Origin of the sequence: Shewanella sp. UCD-KL12, assembly GCF_001957125.1 — a bacterium.
Classification (GTDB): Bacteria; Pseudomonadota; Gammaproteobacteria; order Enterobacterales; family Shewanellaceae; genus Shewanella.
This window is the reverse complement of sequence record NZ_MPHJ01000009.1, coordinates 87,521-106,025: the sequence shown is the minus strand read 5'-3', so window position 1 is coordinate 106,025 and position 18,505 is coordinate 87,521. Positions and strand designations below refer to the sequence as shown.

Annotated in this window: 14 protein-coding genes; 11 read left to right on the top strand and 3 right to left on the bottom strand. The window is 46.2% G+C overall.

Annotated elements, in window-relative coordinates:
- Positions 1–50 precede the first annotated feature (50 nt).
- The 11 genes from BM736_RS16310 to BM736_RS16260 all read left to right on the top strand — a co-directional run bounded on the left by BM736_RS16310 (position 51) and on the right by BM736_RS16260 (position 15,718).
- A complete protein-coding gene (locus BM736_RS16310) occupies positions 51–2,900 on the top strand; it encodes a formate dehydrogenase subunit alpha (protein WP_076414090.1) in 2,850 nt (949 codons plus the stop codon).
- A gap of 26 nt (positions 2,901–2,926) precedes the next feature.
- Positions 2,927–3,517: a formate dehydrogenase FDH3 subunit beta gene (gene fdh3B / locus BM736_RS16305; protein WP_076414088.1), complete on the top strand. Its 591-nt coding sequence runs from the start codon at positions 2,927–2,929 to the stop codon at positions 3,515–3,517.
- A 58-nt stretch (positions 3,518–3,575) separates the two neighbouring features.
- Positions 3,576–4,589 (top strand): formate dehydrogenase subunit gamma, encoded by a 1,014-nt coding sequence (locus tag BM736_RS16300; protein ID WP_076414086.1) that lies wholly within the window; start codon positions 3,576–3,578, stop codon positions 4,587–4,589.
- A 745-nt stretch (positions 4,590–5,334) separates the two neighbouring features.
- Positions 5,335–5,532: a formate dehydrogenase gene (locus BM736_RS16295; protein ID WP_076414084.1), complete on the top strand. Its 198-nt coding sequence runs from the start codon at positions 5,335–5,337 to the stop codon at positions 5,530–5,532.
- Between the two features lie 18 nt (positions 5,533–5,550).
- Positions 5,551–8,418, top strand: a complete 2,868-nt coding sequence (locus BM736_RS16290; protein ID WP_076414082.1) for a formate dehydrogenase subunit alpha — start codon at positions 5,551–5,553, stop codon at positions 8,416–8,418.
- Between the two features lie 29 nt (positions 8,419–8,447).
- A complete protein-coding gene (gene fdh3B, locus BM736_RS16285) occupies positions 8,448–9,017 on the top strand; it encodes a formate dehydrogenase FDH3 subunit beta (RefSeq protein WP_076414080.1) in 570 nt (189 codons plus the stop codon).
- Positions 9,018–9,116: 99 nt separating this feature from the next.
- Positions 9,117–10,103 carry a formate dehydrogenase subunit gamma gene (locus tag BM736_RS16280; RefSeq protein WP_076414078.1) on the top strand — a complete coding sequence of 329 codons (987 nt, stop codon included), beginning with the start codon at positions 9,117–9,119 and terminating at the stop codon, positions 10,101–10,103.
- Positions 10,104–10,994: 891 nt separating this feature from the next.
- Positions 10,995–11,192, top strand: a complete 198-nt coding sequence (locus tag BM736_RS16275; RefSeq protein ID WP_076414076.1) for a formate dehydrogenase — start codon at positions 10,995–10,997, stop codon at positions 11,190–11,192.
- Positions 11,193–11,210: 18 nt separating this feature from the next.
- Positions 11,211–14,066 (top strand): formate dehydrogenase subunit alpha, encoded by a 2,856-nt coding sequence (locus BM736_RS16270; RefSeq protein WP_076414074.1) that lies wholly within the window; start codon positions 11,211–11,213, stop codon positions 14,064–14,066.
- Between the two features lie 18 nt (positions 14,067–14,084).
- Complete coding sequence (gene fdh3B, locus BM736_RS16265; protein ID WP_076414072.1) at positions 14,085–14,654, top strand: formate dehydrogenase FDH3 subunit beta; 570 nt, start codon at positions 14,085–14,087, stop codon at positions 14,652–14,654.
- Between the two features lie 86 nt (positions 14,655–14,740).
- Positions 14,741–15,718 (top strand): formate dehydrogenase subunit gamma, encoded by a 978-nt coding sequence (locus BM736_RS16260; protein ID WP_076414070.1) that lies wholly within the window; start codon positions 14,741–14,743, stop codon positions 15,716–15,718.
- Between the two features lie 673 nt (positions 15,719–16,391).
- Here BM736_RS16260 and BM736_RS16255 read toward each other — a convergent pair.
- From BM736_RS16255 to BM736_RS16245, 3 genes are read right to left on the bottom strand one after another with little or no spacing between them, the layout of a single operon-like run.
- Complete coding sequence (locus tag BM736_RS16255) at positions 16,392–17,348, bottom strand: glutathione S-transferase family protein (RefSeq protein ID WP_076414068.1); 957 nt, start codon at positions 17,346–17,348, stop codon at positions 16,392–16,394.
- Positions 17,348–17,956, bottom strand: coding sequence for an FMN-dependent NADH-azoreductase (locus BM736_RS16250; protein ID WP_076414066.1), 609 nt, complete (start codon positions 17,954–17,956; stop codon positions 17,348–17,350). The genes BM736_RS16255 and BM736_RS16250 overlap by 1 nt, the downstream gene beginning before the upstream one ends.
- A 40-nt stretch (positions 17,957–17,996) precedes the next feature.
- A complete protein-coding gene (locus tag BM736_RS16245) occupies positions 17,997–18,452 on the bottom strand; it encodes a DoxX family protein (protein ID WP_076414064.1) in 456 nt (151 codons plus the stop codon).
- Between the last annotated feature and the right edge of the window lie 53 nt (positions 18,453–18,505).

Below are 18,505 nucleotides of genomic sequence, written 5' to 3'. Positions count from 1 at the left end.
GATCTGATTAGTAATTAAGTTTGTTAAATCAATAAGATTAGGAGTGTGTGATGCGACTAACTCGCAATACAGGCCAGGCAGAAACGGCTAGCAAGCCAGCCTTAGGTCTAAACCGTCGTCAGTTCCTTCAGTCTGCAGGTCTTGCAACTGGTGGTATTGCTGCGGCATCAATGCTTGGCGCAGGTATGATGCGTAAAGCTGAAGCGAAAGAGGTGCCACATGATGCACCAACTGAAGTAAAGCGTACTATTTGTTCTCACTGTTCTGTGGGCTGTGGTATCTATGCTGAAGTTCAAAATGGCGTATGGACAGGTCAAGAGCCTGCGTTCGATCATCCTTTCAACGCTGGTGGTCACTGTGCTAAAGGTGCTTCACTACGTGAACATGGTCATGGTGAGAAGCGTCTAAAATACCCAATGAAGCTGGAAGGCGGAAAGTGGAAGAAGATCTCTTGGGATCAAGCGATTGAAGAAGTAGGTTCAAAGGCGCTTGATATTCGCAAGGAATCAGGTCCTGATTCAGTATTCTTTATGGGTAGTGCTAAGTTCTCTAACGAGCAAGCTTACATGTACCGTAAATTCGCAGCTATGTGGGGCACCAACAATGTCGATCACTCAGCGCGTATTTGTCACTCTACCACGGTAGCCGGTGTTGCAAACACTTGGGGCTACGGTGCGCAAACTAACTCTTTCAACGATATGCGTAACTCTAAGGCGATGATGTTCATTGGGTCTAACCCATGTGAAGCTCACCCTGTTGCGATGCAGCATGTACTTGAAGGTAAAGAACGCGGTGCGAAAATCATCGTTGTTGACCCAAGATTCACCCGAACTGCAGCTAAGTCTGATGAGTTCGTGCATATCCGCCCTGGTACAGATATTCCATATATCTATGGTCTGTTGTGGCACATCTTCGAAAACAAGTGGGAAGATCAAACTTTCATTGACCAACGTGTATACGGCATGGAGAGAATCCGTGAAGAGGTCGCTAAGTGGAATCCTGCTGAAGTTGAACTTGTTGCTGGTGTACCTGAAGATCAGATGCGTCGCGTAGCTAAGCTACTTGCAGAAACTAAGCCTGGTACTGTTGTTTGGTGTATGGGTGGTACTCAGCATCACGTAGGTAACGCTAACACGCGTGCTTACTGTATCCTTCAGCTTGCCCTAGGTAACATGGGTGTGTCTGGTGGCGGTACTAACATCTTCCGTGGCCACGATAACGTACAGGGCGCAACCGATTTCGGTCTGCTGTTCGATACACTACCTGGTTACTACGGTCTTAAGACTGGTTCTTGGAAGCACTGGTGTAATGTTTGGGATCTTGATTACGAGTGGGTTAAGAACCGCTTCGACCAACAAGAGCACCTAGGCCAAGTGCCAATGAACTCTACAGGTATCCCATGTTCTCGCTGGCATGATGGTGTACTTGAAGATAAGTCTAAGATTGCTCAGAAAGATAATATTCGTATGGCCTTCTTCTGGGGACAATCAGTTAACACTGAAACCCGTGGTCGTGACGTACGTGAAGCACTGAACAAGATGGACACAGTGGTTGTTGTCGATCCATACCCAACAATGGCGGGTGTAATGCACAACCGTACTGATGGTGTGTATCTGCTTCCTGCTGCTACTCAGTTTGAAACTTACGGTTCTATCTCAGCCTCTAACCGCTCACTACAGTGGCGCTCACAGGTTATCGAGCCTTTGTTCGAGTCTAAGCCTGATCACGTGATCATGTACAAGCTCGCTAAGAAGTGGGGCATCGAGAAAGAATTCTGTAAGCATATTAAGGTTAATGGTGATGAGCCGTTGATTGAAGATATGACGCGCGAATTTAACCGCGGCATGTGGACAATTGGTTACACTGGTCAGAGCCCAGAGCGTTTGAAGATGCACCAGGAAAACTGGGGTACTTTCGATATCAACTCTCTAGAAGCACCAGGTGGCCCAGCTAAAGGCGAGACTTACGGTCTACCTTGGCCATGTTGGGGTACACCAGAGATGAAGCATCCTGGTTCTCAAATCCTTTACCGCACAGGTCGTGAAGTGATTAACGGTGGTGGTAATTTCCGTGCACGTTACGGTGTTGAGCACAACGGTAACAACATTCTTGCTGAAGGTTCTTACTCTAAGGGTAGTGAAATCCAAGATGGTTACCCAGAGTTTACTGCAGACATGCTTAAGCAACTTGGCTGGTGGGATGACCTAACAGCTGAAGAGAAAGCGGCTGCTGACGGTAAGAACTGGAAGACTGACGTATCTGGTGGTATTCAGCGTGTGGCTATTAAGCATGGTTGTATGCCTTACGGTAACGCTAAAGCACGTTGTATCGTTTGGAACTTCCCAGATGATATTCCTTTGCACCGTGAGCCACTTTACACGCCTCGTCGTGACTTAGTGTCTAAGTACCCAACTTATGAAGATCGTATGGTTGCTCGCCTACCAACGCTTTATAAGACAATTCAGGAACAAGACTTCGCTAAAGACTTCCCAATAGCACTGACCTCTGGTCGTCTAGTGGAATATGAGGGTGGTGGTGAAGAGACTCGTTCTAACCCTTGGCTTGCAGAGCTTCAACAGGAGATGTTCATCGAGATCAACCCTGAAGATGCTGCAGATCGCGGTCTACGTGACGGTGATGATGTTTGGGTTCACAGCCCAGAAGGCGCCAAGATTAAAGTTCAGGCTATGGTTACACCGCGTGTTATCGCTGGTGAGTGTTTCATGCCGTACCACTTCGCGGGTGTATTCGAAGGTGAAAGCCTAGAGAAAAGCTACCCAGAAGGCACCGTACCTTATGTTATCGGTGAGTCGGCAAACACAGTATTAACCTACGGCTATGATGTGGTAACGCAGATGCAAGAAACTAAAGCATCACTTTGCCAAATCACTAAAGCCTAACTGAACTTGATGAGGAGATAGCCAATATGGCAGTCATGAAATTTTTGTGTGACACCAAACGCTGCATCGAGTGTAACGGTTGCGTCACAGCTTGTAAGAACGAAAACGATTCCGCTCTTGAGTGGGGCATTCAACGTCGCCGCGTAGTAACCATCAACGATGGTGAGCCAGGTGAAGCATCTATCTCAGTGGCATGTATGCACTGTACTGATGCACCTTGTCAGGCAGTCTGCCCAGCAGATTGTTTCTACCGTACTGAAGACGGCATAGTACTTCACAACAAAGATACTTGTATCGGTTGTGGTTACTGTCTATATGCATGTCCATTCGGTGCACCTCAGTTCCCTAAACAGGGTGCTTTTGGTAGCCGCGGTAAGATGGATAAGTGTACTTTCTGTGCCGGTGGCCCAGAAGAGAACTTCTCAAATGCTGAACGTCAGAAGTACGGTGCTAACCGTATCGCTGAAGGCAAGCTACCTATGTGTGCTGAGCTTTGTGCGACTAAAGCATTGCTTGCTGGTGACGCTGGTGTGGTATCGGATATCTATAGAGAGCGTACTGCTTCTCGTGGTAATCCTGGCAACATTTGGGGTTACACCCCAAAGACTGGCGTATAGGGCCAATAGAGCTGTGAGTCAAACTCACAGCTCATTATTAGTCCCATAAGGAGTGACTATGTTATTAAAATCACTGCGTAGCCTGTTTGCTTTGTTGGTTTTACCTTTAGTGTTGACCTTAGGCCTAGGTATGAGCTCGACAGCAATTGCTGCCGATGGTCAGACTAGCCAACAGATGGCCAATGCAAAAACCAGCGATGCTGATCTGTGGCGTGCTGTAAAAGCAGGAGACTCAGGTTTTACTACTGCGCAAGGTGTTGAAGCTAATGTGCTAATTAATGTTGCGGGCAATCAAGGTAAGGATATTAAGAATAATTATCTGACTCCTGCGATGGGCTTAGCAGTATTAGGTGTATTTGGTGCTTTCGTTATTTTCTATTTTGTTAATGGTCCATCTAAGTTACATGGTGGGTTCTCTGGCAAGATGGTACTGCGTTGGTCTAAGGCTGATTTGTGGATCCACTGGGTTCTAGCAATATCATGTCTTACGCTGATCTTAACGGGTATCAGTATCATGACAGGTAAACACATTATTCAACCTTATGTGGGTGAAGGTGTGTGGGCTGCATTGATCAATGCGAGTAAGTTTATCCATGACTATGTGGGTCCAGTCTTTATCGGTGCTTGGATATTGTGTGTCGTTAAGTGGATGCCTCTGCAGACATTTAAGATGTACGATCTTAAGTGGTTCCTCGTGGTTGGTGGTTACATCAACTTTGGACCATTCAAAGGTAAGCACCCAGATAGTGGCTTTGCCAATGCTGGTGAGAAGATGTGGTTCTGGACCTTAACTGTGTTCGGACTATTTATCAGTATCTCTGGCATCATGCTAGTTCTTCCAGGTTTAGATCTTCCTCGTGAAGCCTCTATGTTGGCACTGTTAATACATGCAATCAGTGCGATCATCATCATCGCCTTTACTATTGTTCATATTTGGATGGCAACAGTACTGAGTGAAGGTGGTATGGAGTGTATGGTTTCAGGTTACTGTGATGAAACTTGGGCTGTACAGCACCACAACCTCTGGTTCGATGAAATCAAAGAAAATGGTACTTTAGAGTACAAAGATTAAGCTTTAGTTTCGAGCTACGAGCTACGAGCTACGAGCTGTAAATCATAAGTAAAGCGCCTCGACTGGTAACAGTCGGGGCGTTTTTTTACATGGATGTAATTATCCCCGGTTCACATGGATGTGAAAGGAGGGGGTTTTTACATGGATATTCCTGTTATTAAGCGTTATCCCCGGTAAGCAGGATGCCTAGTGAGGGGATTTGAACATGGATATTCCTGTAATGAATAGTTATCCCCGGTAGGCAGGATGCCTAATGAGGGGAGCTGTATGTGGGTATACAAACCCCCTATCAATTTCGGTGTTTTTTGATTTGATCACTTTCCTACCTTAGCGCAATCATTGCTTCGCGTTTTGCACCTTTTTCCTACTCAATTTTAACCATTTTAGTGCCCACTAAGTTGCATCATTTTTCACCAAAAAATAACATTAGTAACCACTAATTTTAAGCGGGGTTAAGTGCCATTTAAGCTTGATTTAAGGCGGTTTTTTGCAATTTGAACTGTGTAACATTTCCCCATTTTGGGCATGAGATACCGAAAGTTAAATTACCCTAGATCAATATTTATCAGCGTGTTTTTGACTAGGTTGAGGGTGAAACTTCTGGAGGGCGTTGGTAGCTAGTGAAAGGTGAATTTCACCTCATTATCTGAAACAAAAAAGCAACATTCAGTTTGAAGTTTTTTTGGGTAACGTCATCCAATTTAAATGCCCTAAAAAAAGGGTCAGTTCCTCAACGGGAGTAATGATGAATAAGCAACAGCCAGATCTAAATCGTAGATCACTGCTGAAAGCACTCACTATCGGTGGCACAGCCACAGTTGCACTTGCTGCTACTGGTGTTAACGCTGCTCAGCCAACAGAAAGAAATATCAGCACTAAAGGTGCTGAAGGCTACCATGAGACTGCGCATATCCGCAGCTACTACAACAGCTTGCGTAGCTAATTTAGGAGAGTTTAATCGATGCAATTAAATCGTAAATCTACCGAGACGGCAAAAGTAGAGAAGTCATCTCTAGGCATTAATCGTCGTCAGTTTATGAAGCAAGCAGGTATCACATCTGGTGGTATTGCTGCTGTTTCTTTCTTAGGCACAGGCATGATGCGTAAAGCTGAAGCCAATGACATTCCACACAGTGCACCAGTTGAAGTGAAGCGTACTATCTGTTCTCACTGTGCTGTAGGTTGTGGTGTTTACGCTGAGGTACAAAATGGTGTTTGGACTGGTCAAGAGCCTGCTTTCGATCATCCATTCAACTCTGGTGGTCACTGTGCAAAAGGTGCCAGTTTGCGTTATCACACACACTCTAATAAGCGTGTGAAATACCCAATGAAGCTTGTGGGTGGTAAGTGGAAGAAGTTGTCTTGGGAGCAAGCGGTTAGCGAAATTGGCGACAAGATGCTTGAGATCAACAAGACATCGGGTCCAGATTCTGTTTACTTTATGGGTAGTGCTAAGTTCTCGAATGAGCAGGCATACATGTACCGTAAACTTGCGGCTATGTGGGGCACTAACAATGTCGATCACTCAGCACGTATTTGTCACTCAACGACAGTTGCAGGTGTTGCGAACACTTGGGGTTATGGCGCACAAACCAACTCATTTAATGATATTCGTAATGCTAAAAATATCTTCCTGATCGGGGCTAACCCGGCAGAGGCGCATCCAGTAGCGATGCAGCACATCATGATAGCTAAAGAGCGTGGTGCAACGATTACAGTTGCTGATCCTCGTTTCTCTCGCACGGCAGCACATGCCGACATTCATCTACCGCTTCGCCCTGGTACCGATATTCCATTGGTATACGGTCTAATGTGGCACATCTTCGAAAATGGCTGGGAAGATAAAGACTTTATCCGCGCACGCTCATTTGGCATGGACAAGATCCGTGAAGAGGCCAAGCGTTGGACTCCTGAAGAAGTTGAAAATGTAACGGGTGTGTCGAAGAAAGATGTTTATGCTGCGGCGAAACATATGGCGACGAATCGTCCAGGTACAGTGATCTGGTGTATGGGTGGTACTCAGCACACAGTGGGTAACGCTAACACACGTATCTACTCAATCCTCCAGTTAGTATTGGGTAACATGGGTATTCAGGGTGGTGGTACTAACATCTTCCGTGGTCATGATAACGTGCAGGGCGCGACCGATATGGGTCTGCTGTTCGATAACCTGCCTGGTTACTACGGCGTAGCAAAAGGTGCTTGGGAGCATTGGGCACGCGTATGGGATCTACCATATGAAGATGTTAAGGCACGCTTTGACCAACAGGCTTACCTAGGCCGTGAGCCAATGACTACACCTGGTATGCCATGTTCACGCTGGCAAGATGGTGTGCTTGAGCAAACAGATAAGTTAGCGCAGAAAGATAACCTACGTCTTGCTTTCTTCTGGGGGCAATCTGTCAACACTGAAACGCGTCAGATGGAAGTCCGTGACGCACTCGATAAGCTCGAGACAGTGGTTGTTGTCGATCCATACCCAACAATGGCTGGTGTAATGCATCGTCGTAAAGATGGGGTTTACCTGCTGCCTGCAGCAACCGTGTTTGAAGGTGAAGGTTCAGTTAACAACTCTGGCCGTAGTGCACAGTGGCGTGAGCAAGTTGTACCGCCAATGTTTGAGTCTAAGAATGACCTTGAGATCATGTACCGCATCGCTAAGCATGTGGGAATTGCTGAGGCTTGGACCAAGCATGTGAAAGTTGATGGCAATATGCCAAATCCTGACGACATCATGCGTGAGTATGCTAAAGGCATGCGCTCAATCGGTTACACAGGTTGGAGCCCTGAGCGTATTAAGGCTCATACCATGAACTGGGGCGACTTCTCTGCAGAAACACTGGAAGCACCAGGTGGTAAGAACAAGGGTGAGACTTACGGTCTACCTTGGCCATGTTGGGGTACACCAGAGCAGAAGCACCCAGGTTCACAGATTCTTTACCGTACAGGTAAAAACGTTAACCAAGGCGGTGGTAACTTCCGTGCTCGCTTCGGTGTTGAGTACGAAGGTGAGAACCTACTGGCTGAAAACTCTGCATCTGTTGGCGCTGAGATCCAAGATGGCTACCCACAATTTGATGACAAGATGCTCAAGCAGCTTGGCTGGTGGGATGAGCTGACAGCTGAAGAGAAGAAGCTTGCTGAAAACCGTACTTGGGCGACAGATTTAGGCGGCGGTATTGTACGTGTAGCACTGGCACACAACATGATGCCTTACGGTAACGCGAAAGCACGTTGTCGTGTATGGACTTTCCCAGATGAGATCCCAACTCACCGTGAGCCGCTATATACGCCTCGTCGTGATCTTATCGCTAAGTACCCAACTCATGACGATATGCAGGTTCATCGTCTGCCGACCTTGTTTAAGACACTTCAAGACAAGGTGATCAGCGATAACTTAGATAAGAAGTACCCACTTATCGTATCTTCTGGTCGTCTGGTTGAGTATGAAGGCGGTGGTGAAGAATCACGTTCAAACCCATGGCTTGCAGAGCTCCAGCAGGAGATGTTCATTGAACTTCATCCTGGTGATGCTGTCGATCGTGGTATCCGTAATGGTGACGATGTCTGGGTTGAAGGCGCCGAAGGTGGTCGTATCTTAGTGAAAGCTATGGTTACCAATCGCGTATTACCTGGCCAAACTTGGATGCCATACCACTTTGCAGGTGTGATGCACGGCGAAGAGCTTAACTACCCAGAATCTGGTGGACATAGCACTAAGCCATACGTTATCGGTGAGTCAGCGAATACCGTGATGACCTACGGATATGACCCTGTGACTCAGATGCAAGAGACCAAAGTATCTCTGTGTCAGATCGAAAAAGCATAACTGCAGATTAAGCTAGGAGAAATGCCACTATGGCTACAATGAAATTTATGTGTGATACCAAGCGCTGCATCGAGTGTAACGGTTGTGTCACAGCATGTAAGAACGAAAACGATTCCGCTCTTGAGTGGGGCATTCAACGTCGCCGCGTAGTGACTATCAATGATGGCGAACCAGGTGAAGCATCGATCTCAGTGGCATGTATGCACTGTACTGATGCGCCTTGCCAAGCAGTGTGTCCAGCTAACTGTTTCTATCAAACAGAAGATGGGTTAACACTGCACAACAAGGATACCTGTATCGGTTGTGGTTACTGTCTCTATGCTTGCCCATTCGGTGCACCTCAGTTCCCTAAGCAGGGCGCTTTTGGTAGTCGTGGCAAGATGGATAAGTGTACCTTCTGTGCGGGTGGCCCAGAAGCCGATCACTCAGATGCTGAGCGTCGTAAGTACGGTGCTAACCGTCTTGCTGAAGGCAAGTTACCTATGTGTGCTGAACTGTGTGCGACTAAGTCGCTACTTGCGGGTGATGCTGAGGTTATCTCTTCTATCTACCGTGAGCGTGTGACATACCGTGGTTCAAATAATGCTATCTGGGGCTAATAGGTCTGCTACGCATCTCTATTGATACCACTGCGTGATGTATACATCACGCTAAAATTCCACGCTGTGGTAGCACAGTGTGGAAGATAAGGATTTAATATGAACAGATGGTTCAAACAGATAGGCTTAACCATAGCAATTGCAGTGAGCATGATGTTCAGTGCTCTAGCATTTGCTCAAGCCGACCCTGTACAGACTACTGCCACAGAGGGGCAGATCTGGTCACACCTTAAAGCGGGTGTTACCGGTGAAACTACCTCACATGGCGAGTTCCACAATCAGCCGATCAATACCTATGATCTGCGTGTATTAGAGCTAAGAAGTGACCTATTAGCGCCGGCCTTGATGGCGGCACTATTTGGCATGATCATTATCTTTGTTGTTTTCATCAAGATAAATGGCATCTCTAAGTTACATGGTGGTTATTCAGGTAAGCTGGTTTATCGTTGGTCTAAGTTTGATGTATCGATTCACTGGCTAGGTGCTATACCTTGTCTACTGCTGATATTAACGGGTTTAGTCCTGTTATCAGGGCGCTACTTTTTCCAGCCTTATATCGGTGAAGGTTTCTGGTCTGGTTTGGTCTATGCTGCCAAGCAGATCCATGACTTCATGGCGATACCTTTCATGCTCGGTTGGGCTTTGATGGTAGCACTTTGGGCTAAAAATCAGTTGCCTAAGATGTATGACATCAAGTGGATGATGGTTGTTGGTGGTTACATCAACTTTGGTCCATTTAAGGGTAAGCACCCTGATGCTGGTTTCGCTAACGCCGGTGAGAAGATGTGGTTCTGGGCCTTTGCCCTATTTGGCCTCATTATCTCAGTGTCTGGCATGATGTTGCTATTCCCGAACTTGTTCGATGTAAGCCGCACAACGATGCTAATCGCACTCGCACTGCATTCGATTAGTGCGATTGTTATCTGTGCTTTCTCTATCGTACACATCTTCATGGCAACGGTTATGTCTGAAGGTGGTATGGAGTGTATGGTTTCAGGTTACTGTGACGAGACTTGGGCAAGCCAGCACCACAACCTTTGGTTCGATGAGATCAAAGCGAATGGTACGCTGAAATACAAAGACTAAGCTGCGAGCTATAAGTCTTAAGCTGTGAGTCATAAGTAAGAGCGCCTCGACTGGTAACAGTCGGGGCGTTTTTGTTTTCAGCCTTAAACCTGCTACTTCATTAGGTTGGTATAACCCATAGTCTTTGCCTGAAGTAGTTAATATAGCTATTTTTATGGTAAATATTGTGCAGAGTTTTAGCGGGTCATGCAGTGCAAGCTTCTAAATCAAGGATGATTTAGTAGAGCCTATAGGGATATATTTACGGCGACTTGCAGGTGCATGTTAGCTAAAGCTCCCCTTTAGGGAGTAATTTTAAAGCCACCTTCTGCGGCAGATGGATTCTTTCTATATGGACATGTTTATCCCAGATAAACCGAGAGGTAGAAGAAAGGGGAGAGGTTGACAGTTGGAGCCTCGTTTTTATGGTCTTGTATCTTGTTTTGCTCCAGCCTCTGCTTAATCATTGCCTCGCACCTCGCACCTCGCACCTCGCACCTCGCACCTCGCACCTCGTCACTTTAACTCTCCCTATATTAGCCTTGACGTAATTGATAATGCTTATCAAAAACTTCTCACTTTCAATACGTTAGATGATACAAGCTTGTTACAACTGCTTGATGAATTTTTGCTTAATTCAGCATGAAAATGAGTTCACAGAGTTTTAAGAAATTTGACAGGCTTAACAATTTGCCAATTAAGCCCAATTTCTTACTGTGCTACATCGACTCAGATCAATCTTTTTTGTGGCTGCTTTACCTATATTGCCGGGGCAATTTACTGGGTGTTTGTATAAAAATACAATTTGGTTCGAATGAATAACCACCGTTAACAGTTTGTTTACGTGTGTTTCGGTTCCAATCTTGATTTTGAACATTCCTAATATTTAACGATTCCTTTCTAGGGGTAAGAATGAAGAAGCAACAGCCTGATCTGAACCGCAGATCTTTGCTGAAAGCACTAACCATAGGTGGCACAGCAACAGCTGCTCTTGCCGTTACTGGTGTAAGTGCTGCTCAAGCAACAGAGAGCAATGTAAGCGCCAAAGGTGCTGATGGCTACCATGAGACTGCACATATCCGTAGTTATTACAATAGCTTGCGTAGCTAATTTAGGAGAGTTCGAGCGATGCAATTAACTCGCAAATCAAACGAGGCACCTAAAGTCGAGAAAAAGACTCTAGGCATTAGCCGTCGTCAGTTTATGAAGCATGCAGGTATCACTTCTGGTGGTATTGCAGCAGCTTCACTTTTAGGCACTGGCATGATGCGCCGTGCAGAAGCTAAAGATATTCCACATGATGCTCCGATCGAGATCAAGCGTACTGTATGTAGTGCTTGTGCGGTAGGTTGTGGTCTATACGCTGAAGTTCAAAATGGTGTTTGGACAGGTCAAGAGCCTGCATTTGATCATCCTTTCAATGCTGGTGGTCACTGTGCTAAAGGTGCTGCACTGCGTGAACATGGTCACGGTGAGAAGCGTCTTAAATACCCAATGAAACTTGTTGATGGCAAGTGGAAGAAACTATCTTGGGAGCAAGCTTTCAACGAAGTTGGCGACCAGATGCTAGATATCCGTAAAGAGTCAGGTCCTGATTCACTTTACTTTATGGGTAGCGCGAAGTTCTCGAACGAAGGTTGTTACATGTACCGCAAATTTGCGGCTATGTGGGGAACCAACAACGTCGATCACTCTGCACGAATCTGTCACTCTACCACGGTAGCCGGTGTTGCAAACACTTGGGGCTACGGTGCGCAAACTAACTCTTTCAACGATATTCAGAATGCTAATGCAATCTTCTTCATTGGGGCAAACCCAGCTGAAGCGCATCCTGTTGCAATGCAGCATATCTTGATAGCGAAAGAGAAGAACAACGCTAAAGTCATCGTGGTTGATCCACGTTTCTCACGTACTGCTGCTCACGCCGATCTACATTGCGGACTTCGCCCAGGTACTGATATTCCATTCATCTACGGTATGCTTTGGCACATCTTCGAAAATGGCTGGGAAGATAAGACATTTATCGAACAGCGCGTGTTCGAGATGGAAACTATTCGCGAAGAAGTGAAGAAGTTCCCACCTAAAGAAGTCGCTAACATCACAGGATGTAGTGAAGAGGAAGTTTACCAAGCCGCTAAGATGATGGCAGATAACCGTCCTGGTACTGTTGTTTGGTGTATGGGTGGTACTCAGCATCACGTTGGTAACGCTAACACGCGTGCTTACTGTATCCTTCAGCTTGCGCTAGGAAACATGGGCGTTAAAGGTGGTGGTACTAACATCTTCCGTGGTCACGATAACGTACAGGGCGCAACCGATTTAGGTCTGCTGTTTGATACGCTACCTGGTTACTACGGCCTTAAGACAGGCTCTTGGAAGCATTGGTCTCATGTATGGGACCTAGAGTTTGATTGGGTTAAGAATCGTTTCGATCAGAACGAGTACCTAGGTCGCGTTCCAATGAACACTCCTGGTATTCCATGTTCTCGCTGGCATGACGGTGTACTAGAGACACCTGAAGCACTGGCTCAGAAAGACCGTGTTCGTATGGCATTCTTCTGGGGTCAATCAGTTAACACTGAGACACGTCAGCGTGACGTGCGTGAAGCATTAGATAAGATGGACACTGTTGTTGTTGTGGATCCGTTCCCAACTATGGCTGGTGTTATGCACCGTCGTCAAAATGGTGTTTACCTACTTCCAGCAGCGACTCAGTTTGAGACTGAAGGTTCAGTATCTAATTCAGGTCGTAGCCAGCAGTGGCGTGAAAAGGTTATTGAGCCATTGTTCGAGTCTAAGACCGACCTTGAGATCATGTACCGCCTTTCACAGAAGCTTGGCTTTGCTAAAGAGTTCACTAAGCGTATTGCTAAAGACGCTAATGACGTGCTTGTTATCGAAGACATTACTCGCGAAATTAACCGCGGTATGTGGACTATCGGTATGTCAGGTCAAAGCCCTGAGCGTTTGAAGATGCACACTCAAAACTGGGGCACCTTCAGCAACAAGACGCTTGAAGCAACCGGCGGCCCTGCTAAAGGTGATACTTATGGTCTACCTTGGCCATGTTGGGGTACGCCAGAGCAGAAGCATCCAGGTACTCAAATTCTTTATAACACACACAAGCACGTGCTTGAGGGTGGCGGTAACTTCCGTGCTCGTTACGGTGTTGAGTACAAAGGTAAGAACCTACTTGCAGAAGGTAGCTTCTCTAAAGGTGCTGAAATCACTGACGGTTACCCAGAATTTACCTCTGAGATGCTTAAGCAACTTGGCTGGTGGGATGACCTAACAGCAACTGAGAAAGCTGAAGCCGATGGCAAAAACTGGAAGACCGATCTTTCTGGTGGTATCCAGCGTGTTGCAATGAAGCATGGTTGTATCCCTTACGGTAACGCTAAAGCGCGTTGTATCGTATGGACATTCCCTGATCAGGTTCCTGTTCACCGTGAGCCGTTATACACGCCTCGTCGTGATCTGGTTTCTAAATATCCTACATATGCTGATATGCAGGTTCACCGTCTACCTACGCTGTACAAGACGATTCAAGACAATGACAACTCAGCTCAGTACCCACTAGCCTTGACCTCTGGTCGCCTAGTTGAGTACGAAGGTGGTGGTGAAGAGTCTCGTTCTAACCCATGGCTAGCAGAACTTCAACAGCATATGTTTGTTGAAATTAACCCTGCAGATGCTGCTGATCGCGGTATCCGTAACGGTGACACAGTATGGTTAGAAGGTGCTGAAGGTGGTCGTATTAAGATCCAAGCTATGGTGACTCCACGCGTTAAGCCTGGTGTAACTTGGATGCCTTACCACTTCGCGGGTGAGATGCACGGTGAAAGCCTGGCACCTAACTACCCTGAAGGTACAGTACCTTATGTGATTGGTGAGTCAGCGAACACTGCATTGACTTATGGTTATGACCCTGTGACTCAAATGCAGGAAACCAAGTCTTCGCTTTGTCAGATTGAGAAAGCGTAAGCTAGGAGAATTGCCGTTATGGCTACAATGAAATTTTTATGTGATACCAAGCGCTGCATCGAATGTAACGGTTGTGTCACAGCATGTAAGAACGAAAACGACTCAGCACTTGAGTGGGGCATTCAACGTCGCCGCGTAGTGACTATCAACGATGGTCAACCAGGTGAAGCATCTATCTCAGTGGCATGTATGCACTGTACCGATGCACCTTGTGAAGCAGTATGTCCAGCTAACTGTTTCTACAAGACTGAAGATGGCTTAACACTACACAATAAAGATACCTGTATCGGTTGTGGTTACTGTCTATATGCTTGTCCGTTTGGCGCACCTCAGTTCCCTAAGAAGGGCGCTTTTGGTAGCCGCGGCAAGATGGATAAGTGTACTTTCTGTGCGGGTGGTCCTGAAGAAGATCATTCTGATGCAGAGCGTCAGAAGTACGGTTCAAACCGTATCGCTGAAGGTAAGCTACCTATGTGTGCTGAGCTATGTGCGACTAAGTCGTTACTTGCGGGTGATGCAGAGATTATCTCATCTATCTTCCGTGAGCGTGTTGCATACCGTGGCTCTAAAAATGCGATTTGGGGTTAATCTTTCAAGATTAACGACTCAAACGTATTAAGCCAAAATGTTCGCGTCGAGTCAGCTTGGCTCGGTGCGACAATTGAGGATGTAATATGAACAAATTGTTCAAACAGATAGGCTTAACTTTAGTGCTGATCTTCAGTGCTATTGGTTTGGCTCAAGCTGGCTCTGCTGAGCAGCCTGTTGCTACTGATGGCCAGATCTGGTCACAGCTAAAAGCAGGGGCTACGGGTGAAACTACCTCTCATGGTGAGTTCCACAATCAGCCAATCAATACCTATGATCTTCGTGTGCTTGAGTTACGTAGTGACCTATTAGCACCTGCTTTAATGGCAGCGCTATTTGGCATGATCATCATCTTTGTATTGTTCATTAAAGTGAATGGTATCTCTAAGCTACATGGCGGGTTTTCCGGCAAGCTAGTATACCGTTGGTCAAAATTTGATGTATCTATTCACTGGCTTGGCGCTATTCCGTGTCTGCTATTGATATTGACAGGTCTTACTCTATTGGCCGGACGCTTCTTCTTCCAACCTTATTTACCTGAAGGTGTATGGGCTGGTTTTGTATATGCTGCTAAGCAAGTACATGACTTTATGGCTATTCCTTTCATGTTAGGTTGGGCGCTGATGGTCACCTTATGGGCTAAGAACCAGTTACCAAAGATGTACGACATCAAGTGGATGATGGTTGTTGGTGGTTACATCAATTTCGGTCCATTCAAAGGTAAGCACCCTGATGCAGGTTTCGCGAACGCCGGCGAGAAGTTGTGGTTCTGGGCATTTGCTATCTTTGGCCTAGTTATCTCTGCTTCTGGTATGTTGCTGCTATTCCCGAACTTGTTCGAGCCTAGCCGTACACTAAGCTTAATCGCACTAGTGCTTCACTCTGTGAGCGCAATCATCATTACCGCGTTCTCTATCGTACATATCTTCATGGCAACTGTTATGTCTGAAGGTGGTATGGAGTGTATGGTTTCAGGCTACTGTGATGAAACTTGGGCAAGCCAGCATCACAACCTTTGGTTTGACGAAATCAAAGAGAATGGCACGCTTAAATATAAAGAGTAAGTTCTGCTGAGCTACGAGCTACGAGCTACGAGCTACGAGCTACGAGCTACGAGCTACGAGCTATAAGTGATAAGTAAGCACCCTGTTAGTTAACTAGCAGGGTGTTTTTTTATGTGAGGATAACCAAGTGGAATACTCATTGGTTAACTTGGTGAGTTAAGCTTTCGATATTTGGTCAACGCTTGAAACCCCTTCGCATCCATTCTATCTATTGCCTGTTGTAGGTATTTTATCTGGATATATAAATGTCGTGATCACATGGGTGTGAATACGACCCTATAAGGCCCCTCGCTGCATGCATAGAGTGAAAATGGCATATTCATCTTATGGGATGGATATGCCACTTTTATTTTCAGCCCTAAACCACTTACTTCAGTAGGTGGTTATCATCTATAGGCTTTGCCTGAAGTCGTAAATAGAGCCTTTTTATACCGAACTTTGTGCAGAGGTTTAGTGAATAGTGCAGTGCAAGCTTCTAAATCAGTGCTGGAACTGTTCCATACATTTACCTGCATTCCCTGCCATCCATAGCGGTCAGTGATTTAGTAGAGCCTATAGGGATATATCAACGGCGACTTGCAGGTGCACAGTAACTAAAGCTCCCTTATAGGGAGTCATTTTAAAGCCACCTTCTTTAGAAGGTGGATTATTTACATACCATTGGAGAGGTGGGTTAAAGACTTTCCCTCCCATGAGGAAGGTTAAAGTCCTCTTTGGGTCCAATGGGTACCACGCCGGTGGGATTGATCATCAGGTGGCTGGCATAGTAATGGGTTTTGATATGTTCAAAACTTACTGTGTCTGCGACTCCTGATACTTGGTAGAGCTCGCGTATATAACCACTGATAGCAGGGAAGTCGGTTACTCGTTTAAGGTTGGTCTTGAAGTGGCCAAAGTAGACGGCATCGAAACGGATTAACGTCGTAAATAGTCGCCAGTCAGCTTCAGTTATCTGCTCACCAACGAGATAGCGCTGCTGAGTTAATCGTTTTTCCAGCCATTCTAGGGAGTCGAAAAGGCTGTAACAGGCCTCTTCATAGGCTTGCTGCGTGGTAGCAAAACCTGCACGGTAAACACCATTATTTATGGTGTCGTAGATGCGGTCGTTCACGCTATCAATCTCTTGTCGTAGCGCTAGCGGGTAATAATCTGCAGTGTTGCCAGTTAGCGAGTTAAATGCCGTGTTGAACATGCGGATTGTTTCAGATGACTCGTTGCTGACTATGGTTTGTGTATGCTTATCCCATAGCACTGGTACAGTCACTCGCCCTTCATAATTGGCATCGCCTTTTAAATACAGCTGATAGAGAAAGTTAAACTCGTATAACGGGTCATTCAGCTCCCAACCATTTTCCAGCATGATAGGTTCAACAACGGTCACGTCGATATAATCTTGAAGTTGCTTTAGCTCACGAAAAATCAGGGCGCGATGGGCCCAAGGGCAGGCCAATGACACGTAAAGTTGGTAGCGTCCCTTCTCGGCTTTGAAACCTTTCTCACCATTAGGACCTGCTTCCCCATCTGCAGTTATCCAGTGTCTGAAGCTACTTGCCTGACGGCGAAAACTACCGTCACTGTTTTTGGTGTCATACCATTTATCGACCCACTTACCGTTTTGTAAAAGTCCCATTATGCTGCCCCTGCAGTTTCGTCGGAAAAAACTGATAGAATTAACATATCTACCTGCTGTTTAGCATCTGCAATGACCTGTTCCGGCGAGCCTTTCGAGCCGCTGACATGGATATGAAACACCTCTTTAACTCCAATAAATTTACAGATATGTTCAAGATAACCACTGGCATAATCCATCTCACTACCGATAGGTGTGCCGCCGCTGCCAGTGATGATGAAAGCGCGCTTGATGTCGAGTAAGCCAACTGGGCCCTTATCGGTATAGCTAAAGCTAACACCTGCACGACAGATAGCATCAATCCACTGTTTCAGTGAGGCTGGAATGCCAAAGTTATACATAGGTACCCCGATCACTAACGTATCTGCGCTGTTTAGCTCATCAACCAAGCTTACCGAAAGCGACAGCTGTTCTTGCAAGCTAGCTCGCTGAGTATCATTTGAACCGTGAACATCCATTAGATCTTGAGCGCTGATTGGAGGTAATGCTTGTTTTGCTAAATCTCGGGCTATGACAGGCATAGCTAACGCATCAGTTAGGTATTGGCCGACAATGCGAGTATTTGAGTCTTTCAACCGTGCACTGCTATTGATGTGTAATGTCGTCATGTATCTAGCTCCAGATATTGAGTAATTGGGTCTTTGTTCGTTATTTAGCTAGCCTTTGCTGCAGCATGCGGTCGCCACTTAAGCTACCAGCACCTCTAAAGACGAGTCCTAAGCTAATGACAAGTAGGGCTAAGCCAAACTCATAGCCGTTATTAGACATAAATAGCCCGTTTTGCAGATGCACACTGACGATGGCAACCAGCATAGTGATTGCCAGCACTAAGGCGGCTGGGCGCACAAATAAACCTAGTATTAGTAAAACGCCGCCGAAAAACTCTGCACCGCCTGCAAGCGCAGCCATCAGTAAGCCTGGCTCGAGCCCAATTGAGGCCATCCAACCCGCCGTGCCATCTAAACCATATCCACCAAACCAGCCGAACAGTTTCTGACTGCCGTGTGCGGCAAAAATTACCCCTGCACCAATACGAAGTGGCAGGGTATCTAGCCCTTTGGCTGTTTGTGTAAGCTTGTGAGTTAGTTGAGTCAGGCTTTTCATGGTTCGGCTCCAAATTTTGTGTGATTACCTAATTGATGAAACCATTGTAATGG